This is a genomic window from Paraburkholderia sp., assembly GCF_028283785.1.
Lineage (GTDB): Bacteria > Pseudomonadota > Gammaproteobacteria > Burkholderiales > Burkholderiaceae > Paraburkholderia.
In genome coordinates this window covers 17,874-42,787 of sequence record NZ_JAPWKB010000007.1, presented here as the reverse complement: position 1 = coordinate 42,787, position 24,914 = coordinate 17,874, and the positions used below count along the sequence as shown (strand labels likewise).

20 protein-coding genes and 2 pseudogenes are annotated in these 24,914 nt (G+C 63.8%); 8 read left to right on the top strand and 14 right to left on the bottom strand.

Features of this window, described 5'->3' with window-relative positions; genetic code table 11:
- Positions 1-8 precede the first annotated feature (8 nt).
- The 3 genes and pseudogenes from prfA to PW947_RS09025 all read right to left on the bottom strand — a co-directional run bounded on the left by prfA (position 9) and on the right by PW947_RS09025 (position 3,292).
- Entirely contained in the window at positions 9-1,091 is a 1,083-nt protein-coding gene (gene prfA, locus PW947_RS09035) for a peptide chain release factor 1 (protein WP_299630967.1), read from the bottom strand.
- A gap of 132 nt (positions 1,092-1,223) precedes the next feature.
- Positions 1,224-2,511, bottom strand: a pseudogene (gene hemA / locus PW947_RS09030) (glutamyl-tRNA reductase).
- 52 nt (positions 2,512-2,563) lie between these two features.
- The gene (locus PW947_RS09025) at positions 2,564-3,292 is read right to left on the bottom strand and encodes a response regulator transcription factor (RefSeq protein WP_299630966.1); all 729 of its coding nucleotides are present in this window, start codon (positions 3,290-3,292) and stop codon (positions 2,564-2,566) included.
- A gap of 248 nt (positions 3,293-3,540) precedes the next feature.
- On the opposite strand from PW947_RS09025, the gene PW947_RS09020 reads away from it, so the two are divergent.
- The 3 genes from PW947_RS09020 to PW947_RS09010 all read left to right on the top strand — a co-directional run bounded on the left by PW947_RS09020 (position 3,541) and on the right by PW947_RS09010 (position 6,485).
- Positions 3,541-3,795 (top strand): hypothetical protein, encoded by a 255-nt coding sequence (locus tag PW947_RS09020; protein ID WP_299630965.1) that lies wholly within the window; start codon positions 3,541-3,543, stop codon positions 3,793-3,795.
- Positions 3,796-3,938: 143 nt separating this feature from the next.
- Positions 3,939-5,753, top strand: a complete 1,815-nt coding sequence (locus tag PW947_RS09015) for an aminopeptidase P family protein (RefSeq protein WP_299630964.1) — start codon at positions 3,939-3,941, stop codon at positions 5,751-5,753.
- A gap of 108 nt (positions 5,754-5,861) precedes the next feature.
- Complete coding sequence (locus tag PW947_RS09010; RefSeq protein WP_299630963.1) at positions 5,862-6,485, top strand: HAD family phosphatase; 624 nt, start codon at positions 5,862-5,864, stop codon at positions 6,483-6,485.
- 35 nt (positions 6,486-6,520) lie between these two features.
- Here the strand turns inward: PW947_RS09010 and PW947_RS09005 are convergent, their stop codons facing one another.
- From PW947_RS09005 to ugpB, 6 genes are all read right to left on the bottom strand, one after another.
- Entirely contained in the window at positions 6,521-7,651 is a 1,131-nt protein-coding gene (locus tag PW947_RS09005) for a DUF748 domain-containing protein (protein WP_299630961.1), read from the bottom strand.
- 107 nt (positions 7,652-7,758) lie between these two features.
- On the bottom strand, positions 7,759-9,423 hold the full coding sequence (gene ettA / locus PW947_RS09000) for an energy-dependent translational throttle protein EttA (RefSeq protein ID WP_299630960.1): 1,665 nt from the start codon (positions 9,421-9,423) through the stop codon (positions 7,759-7,761).
- 232 nt (positions 9,424-9,655) lie between these two features.
- On the bottom strand, positions 9,656-10,741 hold the full coding sequence (locus tag PW947_RS08995; protein ID WP_299630959.1) for a sn-glycerol-3-phosphate import ATP-binding protein UgpC: 1,086 nt from the start codon (positions 10,739-10,741) through the stop codon (positions 9,656-9,658).
- A gap of 25 nt (positions 10,742-10,766) precedes the next feature.
- Positions 10,767-11,612 carry a sn-glycerol-3-phosphate ABC transporter permease UgpE gene (gene ugpE / locus PW947_RS08990; protein ID WP_299630957.1) on the bottom strand — a complete coding sequence of 282 codons (846 nt, stop codon included), beginning with the start codon at positions 11,610-11,612 and terminating at the stop codon, positions 10,767-10,769.
- Positions 11,609-12,496 (bottom strand): sn-glycerol-3-phosphate ABC transporter permease UgpA, encoded by an 888-nt coding sequence (ugpA, locus tag PW947_RS08985; protein ID WP_299630955.1) that lies wholly within the window; start codon positions 12,494-12,496, stop codon positions 11,609-11,611. The genes ugpE and ugpA overlap by 4 nt, the downstream gene beginning before the upstream one ends.
- A gap of 7 nt (positions 12,497-12,503) precedes the next feature.
- The gene (gene ugpB, locus PW947_RS08980; RefSeq protein WP_299630953.1) at positions 12,504-13,829 is read right to left on the bottom strand and encodes a sn-glycerol-3-phosphate ABC transporter substrate-binding protein UgpB; all 1,326 of its coding nucleotides are present in this window, start codon (positions 13,827-13,829) and stop codon (positions 12,504-12,506) included.
- Positions 13,830-14,196: 367 nt separating this feature from the next.
- On the opposite strand from ugpB, the gene PW947_RS08975 reads away from it, so the two are divergent.
- Positions 14,197-15,168, top strand: coding sequence for a glycerophosphodiester phosphodiesterase family protein (locus PW947_RS08975; RefSeq protein WP_299630951.1), 972 nt, complete (start codon positions 14,197-14,199; stop codon positions 15,166-15,168).
- A gap of 114 nt (positions 15,169-15,282) precedes the next feature.
- Here the strand turns inward: PW947_RS08975 and ychF are convergent, their stop codons facing one another.
- On the bottom strand, positions 15,283-16,377 hold the full coding sequence (ychF, locus tag PW947_RS08970; RefSeq protein WP_299630949.1) for a redox-regulated ATPase YchF: 1,095 nt from the start codon (positions 16,375-16,377) through the stop codon (positions 15,283-15,285).
- Between the two features lie 258 nt (positions 16,378-16,635).
- On the opposite strand from ychF, the gene PW947_RS08965 reads away from it, so the two are divergent.
- The 4 genes from PW947_RS08965 to PW947_RS08950 all read left to right on the top strand — a co-directional run bounded on the left by PW947_RS08965 (position 16,636) and on the right by PW947_RS08950 (position 21,440).
- Positions 16,636-17,808 (top strand): UbiH/UbiF family hydroxylase, encoded by a 1,173-nt coding sequence (locus PW947_RS08965; RefSeq protein ID WP_299630947.1) that lies wholly within the window; start codon positions 16,636-16,638, stop codon positions 17,806-17,808.
- A 214-nt stretch (positions 17,809-18,022) separates the two neighbouring features.
- A complete protein-coding gene (locus PW947_RS08960) occupies positions 18,023-18,745 on the top strand; it encodes a DsbC family protein (RefSeq protein WP_299630946.1) in 723 nt (240 codons plus the stop codon).
- Between the two features lie 78 nt (positions 18,746-18,823).
- Complete coding sequence (locus PW947_RS08955) at positions 18,824-20,614, top strand: PDZ domain-containing protein (protein ID WP_299630945.1); 1,791 nt, start codon at positions 18,824-18,826, stop codon at positions 20,612-20,614.
- Positions 20,615-20,843: 229 nt separating this feature from the next.
- Positions 20,844-21,440, top strand: coding sequence for an NAD(P)H-dependent oxidoreductase (locus PW947_RS08950; protein WP_299630944.1), 597 nt, complete (start codon positions 20,844-20,846; stop codon positions 21,438-21,440).
- 143 nt (positions 21,441-21,583) lie between these two features.
- On the opposite strand, the gene PW947_RS08945 is transcribed toward PW947_RS08950, so the two are convergent.
- From PW947_RS08945 to trpD, 4 genes and pseudogenes are all read right to left on the bottom strand, one after another.
- A complete protein-coding gene (locus tag PW947_RS08945) occupies positions 21,584-22,429 on the bottom strand; it encodes a uracil-DNA glycosylase (protein WP_299630942.1) in 846 nt (281 codons plus the stop codon).
- Between the two features lie 2 nt (positions 22,430-22,431).
- Positions 22,432-23,058 carry a CYTH domain-containing protein gene (locus PW947_RS08940; RefSeq protein ID WP_299630941.1) on the bottom strand — a complete coding sequence of 209 codons (627 nt, stop codon included), beginning with the start codon at positions 23,056-23,058 and terminating at the stop codon, positions 22,432-22,434.
- Positions 23,058-23,844: pseudogene (gene trpC, locus PW947_RS08935) on the bottom strand (indole-3-glycerol phosphate synthase TrpC). Before trpC ends, PW947_RS08940 begins: the two are co-directional and overlap by 1 nt.
- Before the next feature lie 32 nt (positions 23,845-23,876).
- Positions 23,877-24,908 carry an anthranilate phosphoribosyltransferase gene (trpD, locus tag PW947_RS08930; RefSeq protein ID WP_299630940.1) on the bottom strand — a complete coding sequence of 344 codons (1,032 nt, stop codon included), beginning with the start codon at positions 24,906-24,908 and terminating at the stop codon, positions 23,877-23,879.
- Positions 24,909-24,914: the final 6 nt, after the last annotated feature.

Sequence of the window (24,914 nt, the reverse complement as noted above, 5' to 3'; positions counted from 1 at the left end):
GGCGGCGATCAGTCGGCGTCGCCGAGCGACGCCAGCAATTCGGCCTGGTGCTCGCTGACCAACGCCGCGATCAGTTCGTCGAGATCGCCGTCCATCAGTGCGTCGAGGCGATACAGCGTCAGATTGATCCGGTGATCCGTCAGACGTCCTTGTGGGAAGTTGTAGGTGCGAATCCGTTCGGAACGGTCGCCCGAGCCGATCAGACTTTTCCGCGTGGCGGCTTCCTTCAGATGCTGCTCGTGTTCCTGCTTGTCCTTGATTCGCGCGGCGAGAACCTTCAGCGCGCGATCTTTATTCTTATGCTGCGAGCGATCGTCCTGACATTCGACGACGATCCCGGTCGGCAAGTGCGTGACGCGCACCGCCGAATCGGTCTTGTTGATGTGCTGTCCGCCCGCGCCGGACGCGCGGAACGTGTCGATTCGCAGATCGGCGGGATTGATTTCCACTTCGCCGATTTCGTCCGCTTCCGGCATCACCGCGACCGTGCACGCGGACGTGTGGATCCGGCCCTGCGTTTCCGTCGCGGGCACGCGCTGCACGCGATGTCCGCCGGATTCGAACTTCAGCTTCGAATAGGCGGCTTCGCCGGCGATCCGCACGATCACTTCCTTGTAGCCGCCCAGATCGGATTCGCTGGCGGACATCATTTCGACGGTCCAGCGACTGCGTTCCGCGAAGCGCAAATACATCCGCAGCAGGTCGCCCGCGAACAGCGCGGATTCGTCGCCGCCCGTGCCCGCGCGAATTTCGAGGAAGATATTGCGTTCGTCGTTCGGGTCTTTCGGCAGCAGCATTTTCTGCAGTTGCGCGCCGAGTTGCTCCATCCGGTCGCGCGCCGCGCGAATCTCTTCTTCCGCGAAGTCTTTCATCGACGCGTCCGACAACAGTTCCTGCGCGGTCGCGGCGTCGTTCGCGGCTTGTCGCCACAGTGCATATTGCTCGACGAGCGGTCCCAACTCCGCGTGTTCGCGCGTCAGTTTCCGGTATTGATCGAGATTCGCGGTGATGTCCTCGCGGCTCAACAGGTCGTTCAGTTCGGCCAGCCGGATTGTCAGCTGGTCGAGCTTGCTTTGCATGCTCGTTTTCATCGGGGCGGTACGGAGCGGGCTCCGGAAAAGACGACGGGACGGTGAGAAAAGCGGGCGAGTGCCCTGTGCGTGATGGGCGGCAGTCCGTCGTTCGAACGACGTGAAGCGAACCGCGCCGCAGCGGCAACGCCGCTAACGCTCCGAAGAACCGGAGTGTCTGTAGAAGCCGCTCATCATTTCGATCAGCGTATCGCGCTTGTCGCTGCTGGCGTGATTCAGCGCGTGTGTCGGACCGTGGATCAGCTTGTTGGTCAGCGCCTGCGACAGCGCTTCGAGCACGGCGGCGGGATCGTCGCCGCGCGCGAGCATCTTTTGCGCGCGTTCGAGTTCCGAGCGGCGCAGCGCGTCGGCCTGCGTGTGCATATGACGGATGACCGGCACGATGCTGCGCGCGTCGATCCATTGCATGAAATTCTGCACGCGCGTTTCGATGATGCCTTCGGCTTGCGCAACGGCGGCTTGCCGCGATGCATTGCCTTCGCGGACGATCGCGCCGAGATCGTCGACGGTGTACAGGAACACGTCTTCGAGTTGCCCGACTTCCGGCTCGATGTCGCGCGGCACGGCCAGATCCACCATGAAAATAGGTCGGTGACGACGCGCTTTCACCGCGCGTTCGACGGCGCCAAGACCGATGATCGGCAACGTGGACGCCGTGCACGACACGATGATGTCGAACTCGTGCATCCGCGTGGGGCAGGTCGGACAGCGGAATGGCGCGGCCGTTGAAGCGTTCCGCGAGCCGCGTGCCGCGCTCGGCGGTGCGGTTCGCGACGACCAGTTCCTTGGGCTGCTGCGCGGCGAAGTGAGTCGCGCAAAGCTCGATCATTTCGCCCGCGCCGATAAACAGCACGCGCTGATTCGACACCTTGTCGAAGATGCGTTGTGCGAGCCGAACCGCCGCCGCCGCCATCGACACCGATTGCGCACCAATTTCCGTCGTGCTGCGGACTTCTTTCGCGACCGCGAACGTGCGCTGGAACAGCTGGTTCAGGTACGTGCCGAGCGCGCCGGCTTCGGACGCAGTGCGAACTGCGTCCTTCATCTGTCCGACGATTTGCGTTTCGCCGAGCACCATCGAATCGAGCCCCGACGCGACGCGAAACGCGTGGCGCACCGCTTCCGATTGCGGCAGCGCGTACACGTGCGGCGCAAGCTGGTCGATGGGGACGTTGTGATAGCGGGACAGCCACTGGATCGCGGCTTCGCGGGCCGTCTGGTCGTCGGTCGCGCAGTAGAGTTCGGTGCGGTTGCAGGTAGAAAGAATCGCCGCTTCCGGTGCTGAACGGGCCGTGCGCCCCATCCAGACGCCTTTGAAGGTGTCCAGTGCAGGTTTGATCTGTTCGAGCGGAAACGCCACGCGTTCGCGCAAGGCGACGGGCGCGGTGTGGTGATTGATTCCGATCGTTAGAAGCTGCATAAGGGGGGCTATGGTTTAGCCGAATATTATAGCGTTTTCGCGATTCTTACATTCAGCCCGGCATATTCCCGTCAATCGGACTTTGCCTGGTTTCATGCTGAATAGGATCCAGCTGATAGCCGAAACCGTACAGCGATGTCAGGCAATAACCGTATTCCGGCCGCAGTTTGAGCTTGCTGCGGACCCGCGATGCATGCGTGTCGAGCGATCGCGACTTAACGTCGCGGCGACGCGTCCACACCGTTTCGAGAATATGCGCCCGCGAGACCGGGCGCGACAGGTTGGTAAACAGCAATAACGCAAAGATGAACTCTTTCGGCGTGAGGATGACGCGCTCGCCGCGAAACGTGACGCTGAAGTTGGCGGCGTCGAACGCGTATTCGCCGAAGATATTGCGCCGCCGATGTTCCGGCCGACGCAAACCGACGCGCCGCAGCAGCGCATCGACCCGCGCGAGCATTTCGGGGCCGCGCACCGGCTTGGTCAGGCAGTCGTCGGCGCCGGCGTGCAGCGCTGCGACAATCTCGCTTTCGCGCGGCGTGGCCATCATCACGATGACCGGCAAGCCCGGCAGGATGTCGCGCGCGCGGGGAATCACGTCTTCGGCGGGGCGGTCGCCGGCCCAGTTGTCGGTGAGCAGGAGGTCGAAGTACTGCTCGTCCGCCTGGGTGAGGAAGGGCGCGCTCGACACGAAGTTCCAGCACATGTGGCCCCCGGCAAACATCAGCCGGTCGACCAGTTCGGCGTGGCGTAGGTCGGGATCGATAAGGGCGATTCGCATGTCGGGAGTTCAACGGGCGGACGACTCGGCGAAGCGATGTGATCAGTCGTGGGCCCGGTTTACCGGCGAGTGCCATAGGCCCGCCTCGCGGCTTGCCATACGCTACCCTGGCCCCTAAACTCAACCGCTACGCGGAAAAGCGCCGTGCTGACCTTTCTGGTTAAAGAGATAAAAATGCTAGTGATCCCCACTCCGACCGCCTATCAGACCAATCCGACTTTTGCTTTTTCGTGCGAGGCGCGTCGCTGATGGGCTGGGCTGGCGTCGTGATACTGGGCGCGGTCGTCGGTGTGGCGGGATGGTGGCTGCACCCGCTGCGGCGCTCGGGCCGCGCACGTCTGTGGATGGCGCTGCTGGCCGGTGTGGCCGGATCGTCGTTGGCGTTGATGGCAGGCAATGTGATCGGCCTGTTTCACGATGGTGATACGCTCGAATGGCCGGTTTGCACGGCGGTCGCGTTGATCGCCGTGACCGTGACGGCCGGCTTGCTGTCACGCCGTTAGCGTGTTTGATGGCCGCTGCTGCGCCAGACCATCGCCAATCCGCTGCCAGTCGGTTGCCAGATGGCCGCAAAGCCGCACAATCGCTGCAAAATCCGCAAAGAAATCGCCGCTGAACTGCTCGCTGAATATTCCAGGTGAATCCGATGAATGCCCGTCTCCCCGATACCACTTCCATCCCCGAACGTCTGAGCCAGTTGCGCGCCGCGATGCAGCGCGAAGGCGTCGCCGCGTATCTGGTGCCGTCCGCCGATCCGCATCTGTCCGAATATCTGCCGGGTCGCTGGCAGGGCCGCGAATGGCTGTCGGGCTTTACCGGCTCGGCCGGCACGCTGATCGTCTCCGGCGATTTCGCCGGCTTGTGGGCCGACAGCCGCTACTGGGAACAGGCCGAAGCGCAACTCGCCGGCACCGGCGTCCAGTTGATGAAAATGCTGGGCGGCCAGCAATCGCTGCCGCATTTCGACTGGCTTGCGCAGAACGTGCCGGCCGGCGGCGTGGTCGGGGTTGACGGCGCGGTGCTCGGGGTGGCGTCGGCACGCGCGCTGAACCACGTGCTCGGCACGCGCGGCGTGAATCTGCGCAGCGACCTCGACCTGTTCGACACGGTCTGGACGCAACGTCCGCCGCTGCCGACGGACACCGTCTTCGAGCACAACGCGCCGCACGCCAGCGTGTCGCGCGCGGAAAAGCTCGCGCAGGTGCGTCGTGCAATGCAGGATCACGGCGCGCAATGGCACTTCATTTCGACGCTCGACGACCTCGCGTGGCTGCTGAATCTGCGCGGCGCCGACGTCAGCTACAACCCCGTATTCGTCGCGCACGCGTTGATCGGGCCGGACGGCGTGTCGCTGTTCACGTCGGACGGCAAGGTGAGCGCCGCGCTCGCTGATGTGCTGGCCCAGGACGGCGTGCGCGTCGAACCGTACGCGAAGGCTGCCGACGCGCTCGCCGCGTTGCCCGCCGGCGCGACGTTGCTGATCGACCCGCGCCGCATCACGTTCGGTTCGCTGCGGGTGGTGCCGGCGGGCGTGAAGATCGTCGAGGCGGTGAATCCGTCAACCTTCCTGAAGTCGCGCAAGAGCGAAGCCGACGCCGTGAATATCCGCGCGACGATGGAGCAGGACGGCGCGGCGCTCGCCGAATTCTTCGCGTGGTTCGAGGGCGCGCTGGGCCGCGAAACCATCACCGAAATCACCATCGACGAAAAACTGTCGGCGGCGCGCGCGCGTCGGCCGGGTTTCGTGTCGCTGAGTTTCGGCACGATCGCCGGTTTCAACGCGAACGGCGCGATGCCGCATTACCGCGCAACGCCGGAGTCGCATTCGGTGATCGAAGGAAACGGCCTGCTGCTGATCGATTCCGGCGCGCAATATCTGGGCGGCACCACCGACATCACGCGCGTCGTGCCGATCGGCACCGTCAGCGATGCGCAGCGCCGCGACTACACGCTGGTGCTGAAGGGCATGATCGCGCTGTCGCGCGCGCACTTTCCGCGCGGCGTCCGCTCACCGATGCTCGACGCCATCGCCCGCGCGCCGATCTGGGAAGCGGGCGCCGATTACGGCCACGGCACCGGTCACGGCGTCGGCTATTTCCTGAACGTCCACGAAGGCCCGCAGGTGATCTCGCACTACGCGCCCGCCGAACCGTGGACGGCGATGGAAGAAGGCATGATCACGTCGAACGAGCCGGGCATTTACCGGCCGGGCCGGTGGGGCGTGCGGATCGAAAATCTGGTGATGAATCGCGTGGCGGAAAAAACCGAACTCGGCGATTTCCTCAAGTTCGAAACGCTGACGCTGTGCCCGATCGACACGCGCTGCATCGACATGTCGCTGTTGCGCGACGACGAACGCGCGTGGCTGAACGGCTATCACGAGACCGTGCGGGCGCGTCTGTCGCCGCTCGTGACGGGCGACGCGGCCGCGTGGCTGAACACGCGCACGCAACCGGTTTGAGCCGGATCGCGCGGATGCGGCAACGCATCGCCTGATTCCGACGGCGCGGCATGACGCTCGAACGCGTGATGCCGCGCCGTTTTCATGTTGGACACAGCGGAGGCTTCGATGGGCATCAAGGCAGTGGTGTTCGATTTCGGCGGCGTGCTGATCGACTGGAATCCGCAATATCTGTATCGCGAGCTGATCCCGAACGACGATGAGCGTCGGTGGTTTCTGACGCATGTGTGCAATATGGCGTGGGTGATCCGTCAGGACGGCGGTCAGCCGATCGCGGAAGGCACCGCTCAACTGATCGAGCGATTTCCGGATCACGAAGCGCTGATCCGCGCGTTCTACGAGCGCTGGCACGAGATGGTGGCGGGCGTGCTGGAAGACGGCGTGAAGACGCTCGACAAACTCGACGCCGCCGGCGTGCCACTGTTCGGACTCACCAACTGGTCGGCTGAGACGTTTCCGTATGCATGGGACACCTTCCCGGTGCTGCACCGGTTTCGCGACATCGTCGTATCGGGACGCGTGCAACTGGCCAAACCCGATCCGGCGATTTACCGCGAGATGCACGACCGGATCGCCGCGCACTTTCCGGGCATCCGGACCGAAGAACTGGTCTTTATCGACGACAACTTTGCGAACGCCGACGCCGCGACCGCGCTCGGCTGGCACGGCGTGCATCACACCGACGCCGCGCAAACCGAAGCGCGATTGCGCGAACTTGGTCTGCCGGTTTAACGCTCGCACGCGGCGCGACCACCGCGTGCCGCGCGTTATTGCCCGAGCAGGTTTTTCAACGCGTTGCCGATTCCCTTCACGGTTTCGTTCGCGCCTTTCGCGACGCCCTCGGCGCTGACGCCCAATGCGTTCGCCAGTCCCGCGCCGATGCGCGTCATCAGGCTGTCGCGCACCGAAAATTTCGGGTCGCGCAAATTGCCGTCCAGTACGAAATGCAAGGTGATGTCGTCGCCGTGCGACTTCATCGCGGCGATCGCGGCGCGCGTCGGAATCGACATGAAGGTGTCGAGCGGATTCCCGGAGTCGGCGAGCTGAAGATGATGCAGCGTCAACGTGCCGGGCGCGTGCAACTGATAATTCTTCACCGTCGATTGCACCGACAGGTCGATCGTGCCGCCGGTGATCTGCGCTTTCGCGCCGGCTTTTTTCAGCAGATACGGGTCGATCGTTTCGATGTCCACGCCGCGTAGCGTGCAGGTCGTTTGCGAATCCTTGTTCGAGACGCGGATCCAGCCGCCGAATGCGACCGTGCCGGTATGCTGCGGTCCCTTGATCGCGCCGGTGACGGACAGCGTGGTGGGTTCGTCGAGTGCGGGCAGATGCAGATGATCGACGGTCGCGTTGGCGCTGCTGATGACGATCCGGTAAGCCGGATTGCTGACCGTCAGGTCGTAGAACTCGAAATTGCCGTTTTCCAGGCTGATGTGATCGATCAGCTTTTCGCGTTTCGCTTCGTCGGCGTCGGCGTCGGTGCCCGACGCGGCGGCGCGCTGTCCGGCGATCGACTGGCGCAGATTCGGAAGAATGCGGATGGTGCCGTCGGCGCTGCGCACCACGGCCATATCGAAGCCGCGCACGGTGACGTCGCGGATATGGATGCGTCGCGCGATCATGTCGCGCACATCCGGCGTGATGATGATTTCGTCGGCGCGTAGCGGATCGGAGCCGATCCAGCCGGGCGGCGGTTTCAGGCGAACGTGGGTGAGGCGGATCGACGTAAGACCGACATCGATCGTTTCGGCGCTGCCGAGCGGACCGAGTGCGTCGATCAGACGTGACCTGATTTCGCGTTGCGCGTATTGCAAGCCGATGAACGCGATCACGGCGAGCGTCACGATGACGCCCACGATAGCAATGGACACGCGTTTGCCTAACGACATCGCCATGCTGATGCTCCCTCGTGGCCACGCGCGCCGGGTGACGGCGCGCGCGGCGTGGCCTGTGCGGTTGCGCGTTCCGCGAACAGCGTGCGCAACCGTCGCTCTTTCTAGTATTACCGCGCGATCGGTTTGTAACGCAGACGCTTCGGACGTGCCGCTTCTTCACCGAGGCGGGCGCGCTTGTCCGCTTCGTATTCCTGGTAGTTGCCGTCGAAGAGCGTCACTTGCGATTCGCCTTCGAAAGCGAGAATGTGCGTCGCGATCCGGTCCAGGAACCAGCGATCGTGCGAAATCACCATCACGGAGCCGGCGAATTCGAGCAGTGCATCTTCCAGCGCGCGCAGCGTTTCGACGTCCAGATCGTTCGACGGTTCGTCCAGCAGCAACACGTTGCCGCCCGCGATCAGCGTTTTGGCCAGATGCAGCCGGCCGCGTTCACCGCCCGACAGATTGCCGACAACCTTTTGCTGATCGCCGCCCTTGAAGTTGAAGCGCCCGATATACGCACGCGACGGCGTTTCGTAACGGCCCACCGTCAGCACGTCGGCGCCGCCCGAAATTTCTTCGAACACGGTCTTCGTGCCGTCCAGCGCGTCGCGGCTTTGATCGACATACGCGAGCTTGACCGTCGGTCCCTTGACGATTTCGCCCGAGTCCGGCTGTTCGCGGTCGGTCAGCATGCGGAACAGCGTGGACTTACCCGCGCCGTTCGGCCCGATGATCCCGACGATCGCGCCGGCCGGAATCTTGAAGCTGACGTTGTCGAGCAGCAAACGGTCGCCATACGACTTCGTGACGTTCTTGAACTCGATCACTTCGTTGCCCAGACGTTCGCCGACCGGGATGAAGATTTCCGAGGTTTCGTTGCGCTTCTGGTAATCCTGGCTGTTCAGTTCTTCAAAGCGCGCAATCCGTGCCTTCGACTTCGCCTGACGGCCCTTCGGGTTCTGGCGCACCCACTCCAGTTCCTTCTTGATCGCCTTCTGACGCGCGGATTCCGACGACTCTTCCTGCTTCAGGCGCTCTTCCTTCTGGTCGAGCCAGCTGCTGTAGTTGCCCTTCCACGGAATGCCGTGGCCGCGGTCGAGTTCGAGAATCCACTCGGCGGCGTTATCGAGGAAGTAGCGATCGTGAGTGACAGCAACAACGGTGCCCGGGAAACGCGTCAGGAACTGTTCGAGCCATTCGACCGATTCCGCGTCCAGGTGGTTGGTCGGTTCGTCGAGCAGCAGCATGTCCGGCTTTTCGAGCAGCAGCTTGCACAGTGCGACGCGGCGCTTTTCACCGCCCGACAGATGCTCGATCTTCGCGTCCCATGCGGGCAGACGCAGCGCGTCGGCGGCGATTTCGATCTGTTGCTCGGCGCTGCCGTCGGTGGTGGCGAGGATCGCTTCGTACTTCGCCTGTTCGGCGGCCAGCGCGTCGAAGTCGGCGTCTTCTTCGGCGTACGCCGCGTAGATTTCGTCGAGCTTCTTTTGCGCGTTGAACACGTCGCCGAGACCTTCTTCGACGGCTTCGCGGACGGTTTTCTGCGGATCGAGTTGCGGTTCCTGCGGCAGATAGCCGATGTTCAGGTTCGGCATCGGCGTCGCTTCGCCTTCGATGTCTTTATCGACGCCGGCCATGATGCGGATCAGCGTGGATTTACCCGACCCGTTCAGGCCGAGAAGACCGATCTTCGCGCCGGGGAAGAACGACAGCGAAATGTCTTTCAGGATTTGACGCTTGGGCGGCACGATCTTGCCGACCCGGTTCATGGTGAAGACGTATTGGGCCATTTGCTCGCAATAGGACGTTGACGCCGCCGGCCGCGCACGGGGCGGGCGACGTGGGTGAATGGGTATGGGTGTTATGACCGGGGCGGATGCGATGCCCGGTTTCCGGCCCGGCGCGGCGGTCAGGCACGTGCGGGCGGGTCGAGGCGTCATTGTACTTCGGGCGTGCCGGGGAGGGCAGAGGCCGCGTGCGGGCGCGCGAACCGGGTGACGGGCGCGCGCCCGAAGGCGATGCTCAGTTCGCGCGCAGTCCCGTCGACGGATCGAAGAAATGCAGGTGTTGCGCAGCCAAGGCCACTTCCAGCGCGTCGCCGCGCATCGGCCGGTGCGTGTGCGGCAAACGCACGGTCACATCGTGCGCGCCCCATTGACCATGCGCGAGATTGTCCGCGCCGAGCAGTTCGCAGGAATCGACGGTGAGCGTATGGGTCGCGCCCGGTTGGCCCGGCGTCATGTGTTCCGGCCGGATCCCGAGCGTCCATTCGCGACCGCGCGCGACCTCGCGGCCGATGCACGGCACACCCGCCAGCGACAGCCGCGGACCGTTGCCGGCGACGTCGAACGTCGCGCCGTCGTCGGAGACCCGGCCTTTGAGCAGGTTCATCCCCGGCGAGCCGATAAAGCTCGCCACGAAAACCGTCGCCGGACGTTCGTAGACATCGGTCGGTGCGCCGATCTGTTCGGCGTGACCCTTGTTCATCACGATCACGCGTTGCGCGAGCGTCATCGCCTCGATCTGGTCGTGCGTGACGTACAGGCTGGTGGTCGCGAGACGCGCATGCAGGCGCTGGATTTCCAGCCGCATCTGCACGCGCAGCCGCGCGTCGAGGTTCGACAGCGGTTCGTCGAACAGAAACACGGCCGGCTCGCGGACGATCGCCCGGCCCATCGCGACCCGCTGCCGCTGTCCGCCCGACAGTTCGCGCGGCTTGCGCGCGAGCAGCGGCCCGAGTTCGAGAATGTCGGCGGCGGTCTGCACGCGTTCGTCGATCAGCGCGCGGCTCACGCCCGCGATTTTCAGCGCGTAGCCCATGTTTTCCGCGACGCTCATATGCGGATACAGCGCGTAGTTCTGGAACACCATCGCGATATTGCGATCTTTCGGTTCCAGTTCGTTGACGACCTTGCCCGCGATCCAGATCTTGCCGTCGGAGATGCGTTCGAGCCCGGCAACCATCCGCAGCAGCGTGGATTTTCCGCAGCCCGACGGGCCGACCATCACGACGAATTCGCCGTCCGCGACTTCGACGTCGATGCCGTGCAGCACGAACTGTTTGCCGTCGTAGCTTTTTTTCACGCCTTGCAGGGTCAGTGCAGCCATTCCGTTATGCCTTTGTTTGCCTTGATCATTTTTCCGCGTCGACCAGACCGCGCACGAACCAGCGTTGCATCGTCAGCACGACGACCAGCGGCGGGAGCATCGCGAGCAGCGTCGCGGTCATCACCAGATGCCATTCGGTCGCGGTGTCGCCGGACGCGATCATGCTTTTGATACCGACCACGGCGGTCGTCAGCGATTGCTGGCTGGTGATCAGGATCGGCCACAGATACTGGTTCCAGCCGTAGATGAAGGTGATCACGAACAGCGCCGCGATATTGGTGCGGGACAGCGGCAACACCACGTCCCAGAAGAAGCGCATCGCGCCCGCGCCGTCGATCCGCGCCGCTTCGATCAGTTCGTCGGGCAGCGTCATGAAGAACTGGCGAAACAGGAACGTGGCGGTGGCCGACGCGATCAGCGGCAACGTGAGTCCGGCGTACGTGTTGGTCAGATGCATCGACGCCACGACTTGCACGGTCGGGAAAATCCGCACTTCGACCGGCAGCATCAGCGTGATGAAGATCAGCCAGAAAGACAGCATCCGCAGCGGAAAGCGGAAGAACACGATCGCGTAAGCGGAAATCATCGACACGGCGATCTTTCCGATCGCGATCACCAGCGCCATCACGAGACTGTTCAGCAACATCCGTCCGAACGGCGCGGCCGCGTTGCCGCTGCCCTGGTTCCACACGGTCGCGATGTTGTCGAGCAGGTGCGTGCTGGGCACGAGCGACAGCGGCACGCTGAACACCTCGTGTTCGTTCATCGTCGCCGCGCAAAACGCGACGTAGACCGGGAACACGACCAGCACGACGCCGAGTATCAGCACCGCGTGACAGAAGAGGTCGAAACCGCGACGGTTTTCGATCATGAGTATTGAACCCTGCGCTCGATAAAGCGAAATTGCACGACGGTCAGCGCGACGACGATCGCCATCAGCACCACCGATTGCGCGCCCGAACTGCCGATATCCAGTCCCTGGAAACCTTCCGTGAAAATCTTGTAGATCAGCGTCTTGGTGGATTGCGCGGGACCGCCGCCGGTGGCCGCGTCGATCACCGGGAAGGTGTCGAAAAAGGCGTAGGTGAGGTTGATCACCAGCAGAAAGAAGCTGGTCGGCGACAGCAGCGGCAACGCGATGCCGAAGAACCGGCGCACCGGACCGGCGCCGTCGATCGCCGCGGCTTCGATCAGCGAGCGCGGAATGGCTTGCAGACCGGCGTAGAAAAACAGGAAGTTGTAGCTGACCTGTTTCCACACCGACGCAAGCACGACGAGAAACATGGCCTGGCCGGGATTCAGCGCGTGATTCCAGACGATCCCGAGCTTGCCGAGCGCGAACGTGACGAGGCCGATGCTCGGATTGAACAGGAACGACCACAGCACCGCCGCAATCGCCGGCGCGACCGCGTACGGCCAGATCAGCAGCGTCTGATAGGTTTTCGCGCCGCGCGTCACGCGGTCCGCGCAGACCGCGAGCAACAGCGCGATCGCGAGACCCGACACCGTGACCAGCAGGCAGAAGACGATCGTCGTATTGAACGACGACAGATAGAGCGGATCGGTGAAAAGCTGCTTGAAGTTCGCCAGACCGACGAACTCGCTCGACGTGCCGAACGCGTCCTGCGTCTGCGTGGATTGCCACAGCGCTTCACCGGCCGGCCACAGAAAGAACAGCAGCGTGATCGCGAGTTGCGGTGCGACCAGCAGATAGGGCAGCAGGCTGGTGCCGAACCGGGAGCGCTTGTCGGTCATGCCGTGCTCAGCTTCCGGCTTTTTCGAAGCGGCGCAGCAGCTCGTTGCCGCGTGTCACCGACGAATCCAGTGCGTCTTTCGGCGACTTCTGTTGCGTCCAGACCTGTTCGAGTTCTTCGTCGATCACGGTGCGGATCTGCGGCATGTTGCCGAGCCGCAAGCCCTTCGTGTACGGCAGCGGCGGTTTGTTCAGCATCTGTTTGATGGCTGTGTCGCTGCCCGGGTTTTTCTCGTAGAAGCCTTGCTTCTGCGTCAGCTGATACGCGGCGGTCGTGATGGGCAGATAGCCCGTGTCCTGATGCCACTTCGCCGCGACGGGCGCCGACGAAAGGTATGCCAGGAATGTCGCGACACCCTTGTAGACGGCCGGATCCTTGCCCGACAGGACCCACAGGCTCGCCCCGCCGATGATCGCGTTCTGCGGCGCACCCTTCACGCTGGCGTCGTAAGGCATCATCCCCGTGCCGAAGCTGAACTTCGCGAACTTCTTGATGGTGGCGAGCGAGCCCGACGAATTGGTGATGATCCCGCAGTCGCCGCTATAGAACTTCGACACCGGTTCATCCTTGCGGCCGGCGTAGGTGAAGGTGCCGTCCTTCACCATGTTTTGCAGGAACTGGATGTGCGCGATCTGCAAAGGCTTGTTGAATTCGAGTTGCGCGTCGGCGCCGTCGAAGCCGTTGTTCTTCGTCGCGAACGGCGCACCGTGCCACGCGCTGTAGTTTTCGAGCTGGATCCAGCTTTGCCAGCCGGACGAGTAGCCGCACGCCATGCCCGATGCCTTCAGCTTCTGCGCGTCGATCTGCAGTTCGGCCCAGGTTTTGGGCGGCTGGTTCGGGTCGAGGCCGGCTTTCTTGAACGCGTCCTTGTTGTAGTACAGCACCGGCGTCGAGCTGTTGAACGGCATCGAGATCAGATGGTTGGTCTTCGCGTCGCTGTAGTAGCTGGCGATGGTCGGCACGAACGCTTTTTCGTCGAGCGGCAGGCCGGCCTGCTTGAACACGTCGGAGACCGGGATCACCGCTTTCTTCGCCTGCATCATTGTCGCGGTGCCGACTTCATAGACCTGCAGAATGGCGGGCGCGTTGCCGCTGCGGTACGCGGCGATACCGGCGGCCAGCGTCTGGTCGTAGGTGCCTTTGAAGACCGGAACGATCTTGTAGTCGCTTTGCGATGCGTTGAAGTCGTTTGCGATCACGTTCAGGCGTTCGCCGAGCGCGGCTTCCATTGCATGCCAGAACTGGATTTCGGTCGCGGCGTGCGCGCTCTGGCAGATGCCGGCGCCGAGCAGCGCAGCGACGGAAAGCGAACGGAAAAGCGGCTTGCAATGCATCGAATGTCTCCTGACGGAAGGGGCGCGGTGCTCCGGCTGATCGCCGACGTGCTCGTCGGCGATACGGCCGGTGAGGGCCGCGCGATTCTAGTTGTGTTCGATGACGATCTGACGTCGGTGGCCTTACATACGTGTCAGGCAATGCACACGTGGGCAATGCGTGGCGCATTGCGGGATCGGTGGCGGCGGTCGTCGGCGCGTCAAGAGCCGCAATTTAACATTGGTGTCACAGAAACTGAAACAGAAGCGCCCGGTGTGCGGGTTTTGCCGGACGCGAACACGTTGGACGCCTTTAACTTTTCAAACAGGGATGGCAGACGCGATGGTGGCTGGATTCAGGTCGGTCGGTTGGATGTGCGGCGTCGCGATGATCGCGACGGTCATCACGGGTTGCGGGGGCATGCAGGGCGGTCCGGAGATCCCGGACGATGCGCAAACGGCAGCGTTGCCGAAGATCGTCGCGCATCGCGGCGGCACCGGCGACGCGCCGGAAAACACGCTCGAAGCGATCCGCCTTGCGTTGGCGAATCGCGCGGATGTCGTGTGGCTGACGGTTCAGTTGAGCGGCGACGGCGTGCCGGTGTTGTATCGACCGACCGATCTGTCGGCTCTCACCGATGCGAGCGGTCCGGTGTCGGCGCGCAGCGCGGCGGAGCTTGCGCAGGTCAACGCCGGATGGACGTTCCGGCGTGCGGCCGATGCGGGAGGTTCGGGCGGTTCGGCGAATGGCCCGGCGGGCGGCGATGCGTATCCGTATCGGGCGCATCCGGTCGGGATTCCCAGGCTGCGGGACGCGTTGCGCGCGATCCCCGCCAGCATTCCGGTGATTCTCGATATGAAGGCGTTGCCTGCGGAACCGCAGGCCGCAGCGGTCGCGCAGGTGTTGACGGAAGAAAACGCGTGGTCGCGCGTCACGCTGTACTCGACCGAGGCGGATTATCAGCGCGCGTTCGCGGCATATCCGCAGGCGAGGCTGTTCGAATCGCGCGACGCCACGCGCACGCGTCTCGTGCGCGTGCTGCTGAATGAGGGATGCGTGGAGCCGCCCGCGTCGGGCACGTCGGCGGCGTTCGAGATGCACCGCGCGGTCACGGTGGTCGAGAAGTTCACGCTGGGCGAAGGCCAGTCCGGCGTCAACGCGACGCTGTGGACGCCGGAAACGGTGGCCTGTTTCCGACGGCATCCGGACGTGCACATTGTCGCGATCGCGGTCAACGACGCAGCGGATTACCGGCGCGCGGCGTGCCTCGGTATCGATGCTGTGCTGGCGGATTCGCCGCAGAAGATGACGGCGGTGCGCCGCGCGGCGTTGCCGTTGCGGTGCGAGGTGGGCGGGTGAGGGGTTATTGTTTTTGAGCCGATATCTCGCTCAAAAAAAATGCCGGGGCATCGCCCCGGCATTTTCGTCAAACCTTCAAAGCGCATTTCAACGCGCTGAGCCCACTGAGCCCGCTTAGACGTTGAACAGGAAGTTCAGCACGTCGCCGTCGTGGACGACGTATTCCTTGCCTTCCGCACGCATCTTGCCGGCTTCCTTCGCGCCTTGCTCGCCCTTGTACGTGACGTAGTCGTTGAAGCTGATCGTCTGCGCACGGATGAAGCCGCGCTCGAAGTCGGTGTGGATCACGCCTGCCGCTTGCGGTGCGGTGTCGCCGATGTGGATGGTCCACGCGCGCACTTCCTTCACGCCCGCCGTGAAGTACGTATGCAGGCCGAGCAGCTTGAAACCGGCGCGGATCACGCGGTTCAGGCCAGGCTCCTGCATGCCGAGGTCGGCGAGGAACACTTCCTTGTCGGCGTCGTCGAGGTCGGCGATTTCGGCTTCGATGGCCGCGCAGACTGCCACGACCGGCGCGCCTTCCGCGTCGGCGAACGCGCGCACGGCGTCGAGATACGGATTGTTCTCGAAGCCGTCTTCCTTCACGTTGGCGACGTACATCGTCGGCTTCGCGGTGATCAGGCAGAACGGCTTCAACAGCACGATTTCTTCATCCGACAGATCCAGCGCACGGACCGGCTTGGCCTGGTCGAGTTGCGCGCGGACCTTTTCGAGGACGGCGGCCAGCTTGCCCGCTTCCTTGTCGTTGCCCGATTTCGCTGCCTTCGAATAGCGCGTCAGCGACTTTTCGACCGTGGCGAGGTCGGCCAGCGCGAGTTCGGTATTGATGACTTCGATGTCCGACAGCGGATCGACCTTGCCCGCGACGTGGATCACGTTCTCGTCGTCGAAGCAGCGCACGACGTGCGTGATCGCGTCGGTTTCGCGGATGTTCGCAAGAAACTGGTTGCCCAGCCCTTCGCCCTTGCTCGCGCCCGCCACCAGACCGGCGATGTCGACGAACTCGACGACGGCCGGCAGGATGCGTTCCGGTTTGACGATTTCGGCCAGCGCCGTCAGCCGCGCGTCCGGCACTTCGACGATGCCGACATTCGGCTCGATCGTGCAGAACGGATAGTTTTCGGCGGCGATGCCCGCCTTGGTCAGCGCATTGAACAGGGTGGACTTGCCGACGTTAGGCAGGCCGACGATGCCGCATTTGAGGCTCATGGAGTGTCTCTAGAAATTCAGGAGGCGACCGGAATCGCCGAAAAGCGTAATTGTAACCCTGTCCGGCAGCCGCTTTGCGCGACGCTTATCTCGTCAATCGACCGGCAACCCGTGTCGCGCGGCACAGCGCCGGTCGCCGTGTCGCAAAATCATCGGGTGGGGTCGCCCGGCCGCCCCGCACGACGCGCATCAAAGCACCGTCAAATAGCGTGTCCGCGTCGATCCGGCCCCGCTGTGACCCACGGCTATAATGCGCGCATGAACGCTCAACACCAGACTTTCGATGTCGCCGTGATCGGCGGCGGGCTCGTCGGCAAGACCGCGGCGCTCGCGCTGACCCAAGGCGGCAAGCGCGTGGCGCTGCTCGCGCAACCCTGTGCGCCGCTGCCGCCCGGCGCCACGTTCGACGCGCGCGTCTATGCGCTGTCGGCGAGTTCGCAGGCGCTGCTGGAGCGCTTGCGGGTCTGGCAGGCGCTCGATCTGAACCGCCTCGGGCCGGTCTACGACATGCGCGTGTTCGGCGACGCGCACGCCGAACTGCACTTCTCGGCGTTTCAGGCGTCGGTGCCGCAACTGGCGTGGATCGTCGAATCGTCGGTGATCGAGCGGGCGCTCGACGCCGCGTTACGGTTCCAGCCCAACCTCAGCTGGTTCGACACGCGCGCGCAATCGCTCGACGTCCAAGCGTCCGGCGCGAGCGTCGGTCTGGCGAACGGCGTCGTGGTCGATGCGGATCTGGTGGTCGGCGCCGATGGCGCGCATTCGTGGGTTCGCGCGCAAATCGGCTCGACGATGACGCGTACCGAATATCGGCAGACCGGCGTGGTCGCGAATTTCAAGGCCGAGCGTCCGCACGGCGAAACCGCGTGGCAATGGTTCAAGGACGGCGAAATCGTCGCATTGCTGCCGATGCCCGACGGTCATGTGTCGCTGGTCTGGTCGGCGCGCACCGAACACGCGGACACACTGCTCGCGCTCGATCCCGCGCAACTGGCCGCCGAAGTCGAACGCGTGACGCTCGGCCAGTTCGGCGCGCTCGAATGCGTGACGCCCGCGCAAGGTTTCCCGCTCGCGCTGCAAACGGTGGACCGGCTGGTCGCGCCGCGCGTCGCGCTGGTCGGCGATGCCGCGCATCTGATTCATCCGCTGGCGGGCCAGGGCATGAATCTCGGTCTGCGCGACGTCGCTGCGCTGGCCGAAACGGTCGCGGGCAAGGAAGCGTTCCGCGACCTCGGCGATACCGTGCTGCTGCGTCGTTATGAGCGCTCGCGTCGCGAGGATATTCGCGCGCTGATGCTCGCCACGGATGGTTTGCAAAAGCTGTTTTCCGTGCCCGGTCCGTTGGCGCGGATCGTCCGCAATACCGGCATGGCGATGGTCGGCGCGCAACCGCTGCTGAAGCGCTGGCTGGTGTCGGCGGCGCTTGGCTGAATTCGGCTGAACGCGCGCCGGGCGTTCGCGCGCGGCCGCGAATCAACCGGCTGTCGAGCAGGTATCATGAACGGATTACGAAGCGCGCCTGTCTGACAAAAGTCACGCCGAAGCAGACGGAAAACACGGCAATCCAGTCACTCCGCGAAAGCGTCGGCACAGACAGCGCCCTTCGCGACGCGCGCCGCAATCAGCCCGAACCAGGAATTCCAGCATGAAAAAGCTTCTCCGACTCGCCACCGTCGCGGCAGCGATGACCATGACACTCGCGTGCACCGCGCAGGCCGATCAAACCACCGACAAACTGAAATCGACGCTCGAAGCGCGCCTCGGCGCATCGTCGATCAAAAGCATCACGAAGTCGCCGATCGCCGGTCTGTATGAAGTCAACATGGGCAGCCAGATTCTGTACAGCGACCCGACCGGCGACTACGTCGTGCTCGGCGATATCGTCGATACCAAGACCCGCCAGAATCTGACCGACGCGCGTCTGTCCGAAACCAACAAGATCGACTTCGCGAGCTTGCCGTTCGCGAACGCGGTGAAGGTGGTCAAGGGCAACGGCAGCCGCAAGATCGCGGTGTTCTCCGATCCGAACTGCCCGTATTGCAAACAGCTCGAAACCACGCTGAAGTCGATCGATAACGTCACCGTGTACACGTTCCTGTACCCGGTTCTGTCGCCGGATTCGACCGCGAAGTCGAAGTCGATCTGGTGCTCGACCGATCGCGCGAAGGCGTGGGAATCGTGGATGGTCGACCACCGCGCGCCGACCGCGGCCGGCACCTGCGACACCGCCGCGCTCGACAAGAACCTGGCGCTCGGCCACGCGATGAACGTCGAAGGCACGCCTACCGTGTTCCTCGCCGATGGCCGCCGTCTGCCGGGCGCCGTGCCCGCCGACCGCCTCGACAAGGAACTGTCGTCGGTGCACTAAGGTCGCACTCAGATCAAACGGGAGGCGCTTTGTGCGCCTCCTGCCGTTTCAGGCTCCGAAAAACTCATACACGTCCCGATGAAGCCGATCCGCTACACCATCGTTCCGAAGCAACCCGCCGCCCATCTTTTCGAAGTCACCGTCACGGTCGAGAATCCCGATCCGGCCGGTCAGCGTTTCATGCTGCCGGTGTGGATTCCGGGCAGTTACATGATCCGCGAGTTCGCGCGCAACATCGTCACGCTGCGCGCGTTCAACGAAGCCGGACGCAAGGTGCGCGTGCAGAAAACCGACAAGCACGCGTGGCAGGCCGCGCCCGTCACCGGTTCGCTGACGCTGCGCTACGAGGTCTACGCGTGGGACATGTCGGTGCGCGCCGCGCATCTCGACGACACCACCGGCTTCTTCAACGGCACGAGCGTGTTTCTGTCCGTGGCCGGCCACGAAGACGCGCCGTGCGAAGTGGAGATTCAAAAGCCTGCCGGTCCGGCTTATCGCGGCTGGCGCGTCGCGACCGCGTTGCGCGAATCGCGTGGCACGAAGCGCTATGGTTTCGGCGCGTATGAAGCAGCGAACTACGACGAACTGATCGATCATCCGGTGACGCTCGGCGAATTCGCGTTAACCACGTTCGACGCGCACGGCATGCCGCACGATATCGTGATCGCCGGACGCGTGACGTCGCTGGATATGCCGCGTCTCGCCGCGGATCTGAAGCGGGTCTGCGAAGCGCAAATCGCGCTGTTCGAACCGAAGTCGAAGAAGGCGCCGGTCGATCGCTATGTCTTCATGACGCAAGCGGTCGGCGATGGTTACGGCGGCCTCGAGCATCGCGCGTCGACCGCGCTGATCTGCAATCGTGCCGATCTGCCCGTCATGGGCCGTCCGCAAACCACCGACGGTTATCGTACGTACCTCGGTTTGTGCAGCCACGAGTACTTCCACACGTGGAACGTCAAGCGGATCAAGCCCGCCGCGTTTGCGCCGTACGATCTGACGCAGGAAAACTATACGTCGCTGCTGTGGCTGTTCGAAGGTTTCACGTCGTACTACGACGACCTGATGCTGGTGCGCAGCGGCCTGATCTCGCAGGACGACTATTTCGGCTTGCTCGGCAAGGTGGTGGCGGGCGTGCAGCGCGGCAGCGGCCGGTTGAAGCAGACCGTCGCGGAAAGCTCGTTCGACGCGTGGGTCAAGTACTACCGTCAGGACGAAAACGCGCCGAACGCGATCGTCAGCTATTACACGAAAGGCTCGCTGGTCGCGCTCGCGTTCGATCTGACGATTCGCGCCAGCACCGGCAACCGCAAGTCGCTCGACGACGTGATGCGTTTGCTGTGGCAGCGCTTCGGCCGCGATTTCTATCGCGGCAAGCCGGTCGGCATCGCTGAAGACGAAGTCGAGGCGCTGTTCACCGAAGCAACCGGCGTGGATCTGAGCGCCGTGTTCACGCATGGAGTCCACGGCACCCGCGACATTCCGCTCGAAGAACTGCTTCAGCCTGCGGGCATCGCGCTCGCGCCGGAAGCGGACAAGAGCGGCAAGCCGTCGCTCGGCGCGCGCGTGCGCGGCGGCGCGGATTGCACGCTGGCGGCAGTGCACGACGGCAGCGCCGCGCAGAAAGCGGGTCTGTCGGCGGGCGACGTGCTGATCGCCATCGACGGGTTGCGCGTCAACGGCTCGAATCTCGATACGCTGTTGTCGCGCTATGTGCCGGGCGCGAAGGTCGAAGTGCATGCGTTCCGTCGCGATGAACTGCGCGTTTCGCAAGTCAAACTGGACGGCCCGGAAACGTCGCGCTACACGCTGACGGTGTCCGACGGGCGCGCAGCCGCACGCAACTGGCGCGCGCGCTGGCTGACGAACTGATCGTTTTGTTCGGGCCGGATCGGCTCGCTGAAACACCGTCTACGGCCCGCGCAAGCGGGCCGTACGCCTTTTCGGCGGGCCTTCTTCGCTTAAATCCGCGATTTCGACGGTCGATTGTTCTACCGTTGCAACAATCCTTCGCCGCGGCACCCCTTTTTCAGTCGCGTGTAAAAAAACACAATGGCTCCACTCGCGCAAAACACAGCGCGCCCCAACTCTGGAGTCAACCATGACCACGATTCTGCAAATCAACTCGGCCGCCCGCTCGCAAGGTGCAAATTCGACGATGCTCGCCAACGAGCTGACCGCCAAGCTGCAACAATCGAATCCGGGCGCGCAAGTCGTCGTCCGTAATCTGCAGGCTGAGCCGCTGCCCCACCTGGACGACGCGATCCTCGGCGCGTTCTTCACGCCGGGCGACCAACGCACGCCGGAACAGAACGAAATCGCTGCACGCAGCGAAGCGCTGATCGCCGAACTGCAAGCCGCCGACACCATCGTGATCGCCGCGCCGCTGTACAACTTCGGTATCTCGTCGCAACTGAAGACGTACTTCGACTTCATCGCTCGCGCTGGCATCACGTTCAAGTACGGTGCGAACGGCCCCGAAGGTCTGGTCACGGGCAAGAAGGTGTTCGTCGTGTCGGCTCGCGGCGGCAAGTTCGTCGGCACGCCGGCCGATAGCCAGACGCCGTACCTGACGACGTTCCTCGGCTTCCTCGGCATGACCGACGTGAACTTCATCTTCGCCGAAGGCCTCGCCATGGGCCCGGACGCCGCCAACGCAGCACTGGCAAGCGCACGCGAAGCCATCGCCGCAGCCTGAGTATCGCGGCCCGGTTCGCCGGGTCGGCCGCTGTCGTCGCGGCCAGCCGGTTGAAAACAAAAACGCCACGAAGTGTGAACTTCGTGGCGTTTTTGTTTTTACCGCTGTTTGCGGATCGGGCGTCGGACGCCCGCGATCGACGATCAGGCCAGCATCTGCGCTTCTTCCGGCAAACGCCAGTCGATCGGCTGACGATCATGCGTGGTCAGATACGCATTGGCCATGGCGAAGTGCCCGCAACCGAGAAAGCCGCGATGCGCCGACAACGGCGATGGATGCGGCGCTTCCAGCACGTAGTGCGACTTGCCGCCGAGCAACGCCCGCTTGGCCTGCGCATGCGCGCCCCACAGCATGAACACGAGCCCGTCGTGACGCGCGGCGAGTTCGCGGATCAAGGTATCGGTGCACTGTTCCCAGCCGCGTTTCGCGTGACTTGCCGCCGCGTTCTGCTCGACCGTCAGCACGGTGTTGAGCAGTAGCACGCCTTGCTTCGCCCACGCGTCGAGACAGCCGTGACGCGGCGGTTCGTAGCCGAGACTCGCGGCGATTTCCTTGAAAATATTGCGCAGCGACGGCGGCGGACGCACCGACGGCGGCACCGAAAACGCGAGGCCATGCGCCTGCGGCGTGCCGCGATCTTCGCCGTGATACGGGTCCTGGCCGAGAATCACCACTTTCACGTCGTCGGGGCTGGTGAGGCGCAGCGCGCGAAACACATCGGCGGGATAGACGGTTTTGCCGGCAGCGCGCTCGCCGTCGACGAAACGGCACAACGGCGCGTAGGCGTCGCTATCCGTGAACGGGCGCAGATGCGCGCGCCAGGCCGGCGGCAATGCGTCGAACTGGCTGTCGAGCGAGTGGGGCGCGGTGATATCGGATGGCGTTGCCGTCACGAGTGCGGCTTTGGCAGTGTCGGCGTTCGCGGCCGGGTCGTCGAACAGCGACGCTTGCGGCGATTTCGCGCGGGAACGGGAAGCGGAAGACGCCATCGTCAAGCCTCGCGCAGCATGTAGCCGCGTTGTGCCTTGCTGATGTCGTCAGGTTTGACGTCCGGCAATGCGGCGCGCAGTTCCGCCGCCAGCGTGTGCAGCGCGGCTTCGTCGCCCGATTTCAGTTCGAGTTCGACTTCGCAGATCGGCGTGCGGCGCGATTCCCCGTTGACGTCGGCGAGCACGTCGCCCTGGTCGATCGCGGCTTCGATCGTCGCGCCGTCGACGGTGACGGTCCACAGCGTGCGCGTGAAATTGGTGCTGAACAGTTCGATCAGGTCGGGCGCGGCCTCGCGCAACGCGTCGGCGGCGGCCGGATCGTCGCAGGCGCGCAGCAACGCGCCGATCTCCAGCGCTTCGCCCGCGACCGGCATTTCCCATTCGTGACGGTTATGCAGACCGCCGTTCGACGTGCCCACCGTCTTGTACGTCTGCAACCAGCCGTCCGGCGTGTGACGCAGACGCAGCGCCGATCTGGAACGGGCCAGTTGCAGTTGCGGCGTGTCGAAATAGAGATTGGCGAGGGCGATGGAATGCCCTTGTTCGCCTGCACGCGCGATAAACCACGCGCTCGCGCGGCCGACGTCGCCGAGCGGCAAAGCCAGCTTGATTTCCTTTTCGATCGCCATCAGAAGAACATCCGTGCGAGTTCAACGCCCGGTTCGTCCGCGCGCATGAACGCTTCGCCGACGAGGAACGTATGCACGTCTTTCGCGCGCAAGCGTTCGACGTCCGCGCGCGACAGAATGCCGGATTCGGTGACGACGATGCGGTCGTCGGGAATCGCATCGAGCATCCCGATGGTCGTTTCGATTGACGTTTCGAACGTGCGCAGGTTGCGGTTGTTGATGCCGATCGAGCGGCGTTTTCAGCGTCAGCGCTTCTTGCAGTTCGTGGCTGTCATGCACTTCGACCAGCACCGCGAGTCCGAGCGAATGCGCGAGCGCTTCGAATTCCTGCATCTCCGGCGTTTCGAGCGCGGCGGCGATCAGCAAGATAGCGTCGGCGCCCATCGCGCGCGCTTCGACGATCTGATACGGATCGACGATGAAATCCTTGCGGATCACAGGCAGGTCGCAGGCCGCGCGCGCTTCTTCGAGATACGCGACGCTGCCCTGGAAAAATTGCACGTCGGTCAGTACCGACAGACACGCCGCGCCGTGATGCGCATACGAACGGGCGATCTCGGCAGGAACGAAGTGCTCGCGCAGCACGCCTTTCGACGGACTCGCTTTCTTCACTTCGGAGATCACCGCGGCGAGACCGGCCGCGTGCTTCGCGCGCAATGCGCCGACGAAATCGCGCAGATCGCGGGTGGACGCCTGAAGGCGCAATTCTTCGAGCGGGGCGCTCAGTTCGGCGGCGCGGACTTCATCGCGCTTGACCGCGATGATTCGGTCGAGAATGTCGCTCATAAGTTTTCCGATACAGAGATGGGTAGCAGGCGTCAGCGCTTGAACTGCTGCGTGAAGCGCACGAGTTCGTCGACTTTCGCGCGGGCGCGGCCGCTGGCGATCGATTCGCGCGCCAGTTCGATGCCGTGCGCGATCGAGGTCGCGACATTCGCCGAATACAGCGCCGTGCCCGCATTCAACACGACGATTTCGCGCGCGACGCCCGGTGTGTTGTCGAGTGCTTCGAGCAGCATCGCCTTCGATTCGGTCGCGTCTTCGACCTTCAGCGAACGGTTCGACACCATTTGCATGCCGAAGTCTTCCGGATGAATCTCGTACTCGCGCACCACGCCGTCGCGCAACTCGCCGACCAGCGTTGCCGCGCCGAGCGAGACTTCGTCCATGCCGTCTTTACCGTACACCACCAGCACGTGTTTTGCGCCGAGACGCTGCATCACGCGCACCTGAATCCCGACCAGGTCGGCGTGGAACACGCCCATCAGCTGATTCGGCGCGCCGGCCGGATTGGTCAGCGGACCGAGAATGTTAAAGATGGTGCGCACGCCAAGTTCGCGTCGGACCGCCGCGATGTTTTTCATTGCCGGGTGATGGTTCGGCGCGAACATGAAGCCCATGCCGGTTTCGGCAATCGACGCCGCCACCTGCTCCGGCTTCAGGTCGATATTCACGCCGAGTGCGTCGAGCACGTCGGCGCTGCCCGATTTGCTCGACACGCCGCGATTGCCGTGTTTCGCGACCTTCGCGCCGGCCGCCGCCGTGACGAACATCGTCGCCGTGGAAATGTTGAACGTGTGCGAACCGTCGCCACCGGTGCCGACGATGTCGACGAAATTCGAGTTGTCTTCCACATCGACATGCAGCGCGAATTCACGCATCACGGTTGCGGCTGCGGTGATCTCGCCGATGGTTTCTTTCTTGACGCGCAACCCCGTGATGATTGCCGCCGCCATCACCGGCGACAACTCGCCGCGCATGATGAGCCGCATCAGGTGCAGCATTTCGTCGTGGAAAATCTCGCGGTGCTCGATGGTGCGTTGCAGCGCTTCGTGCGGTGTAATGGACATTTTTTC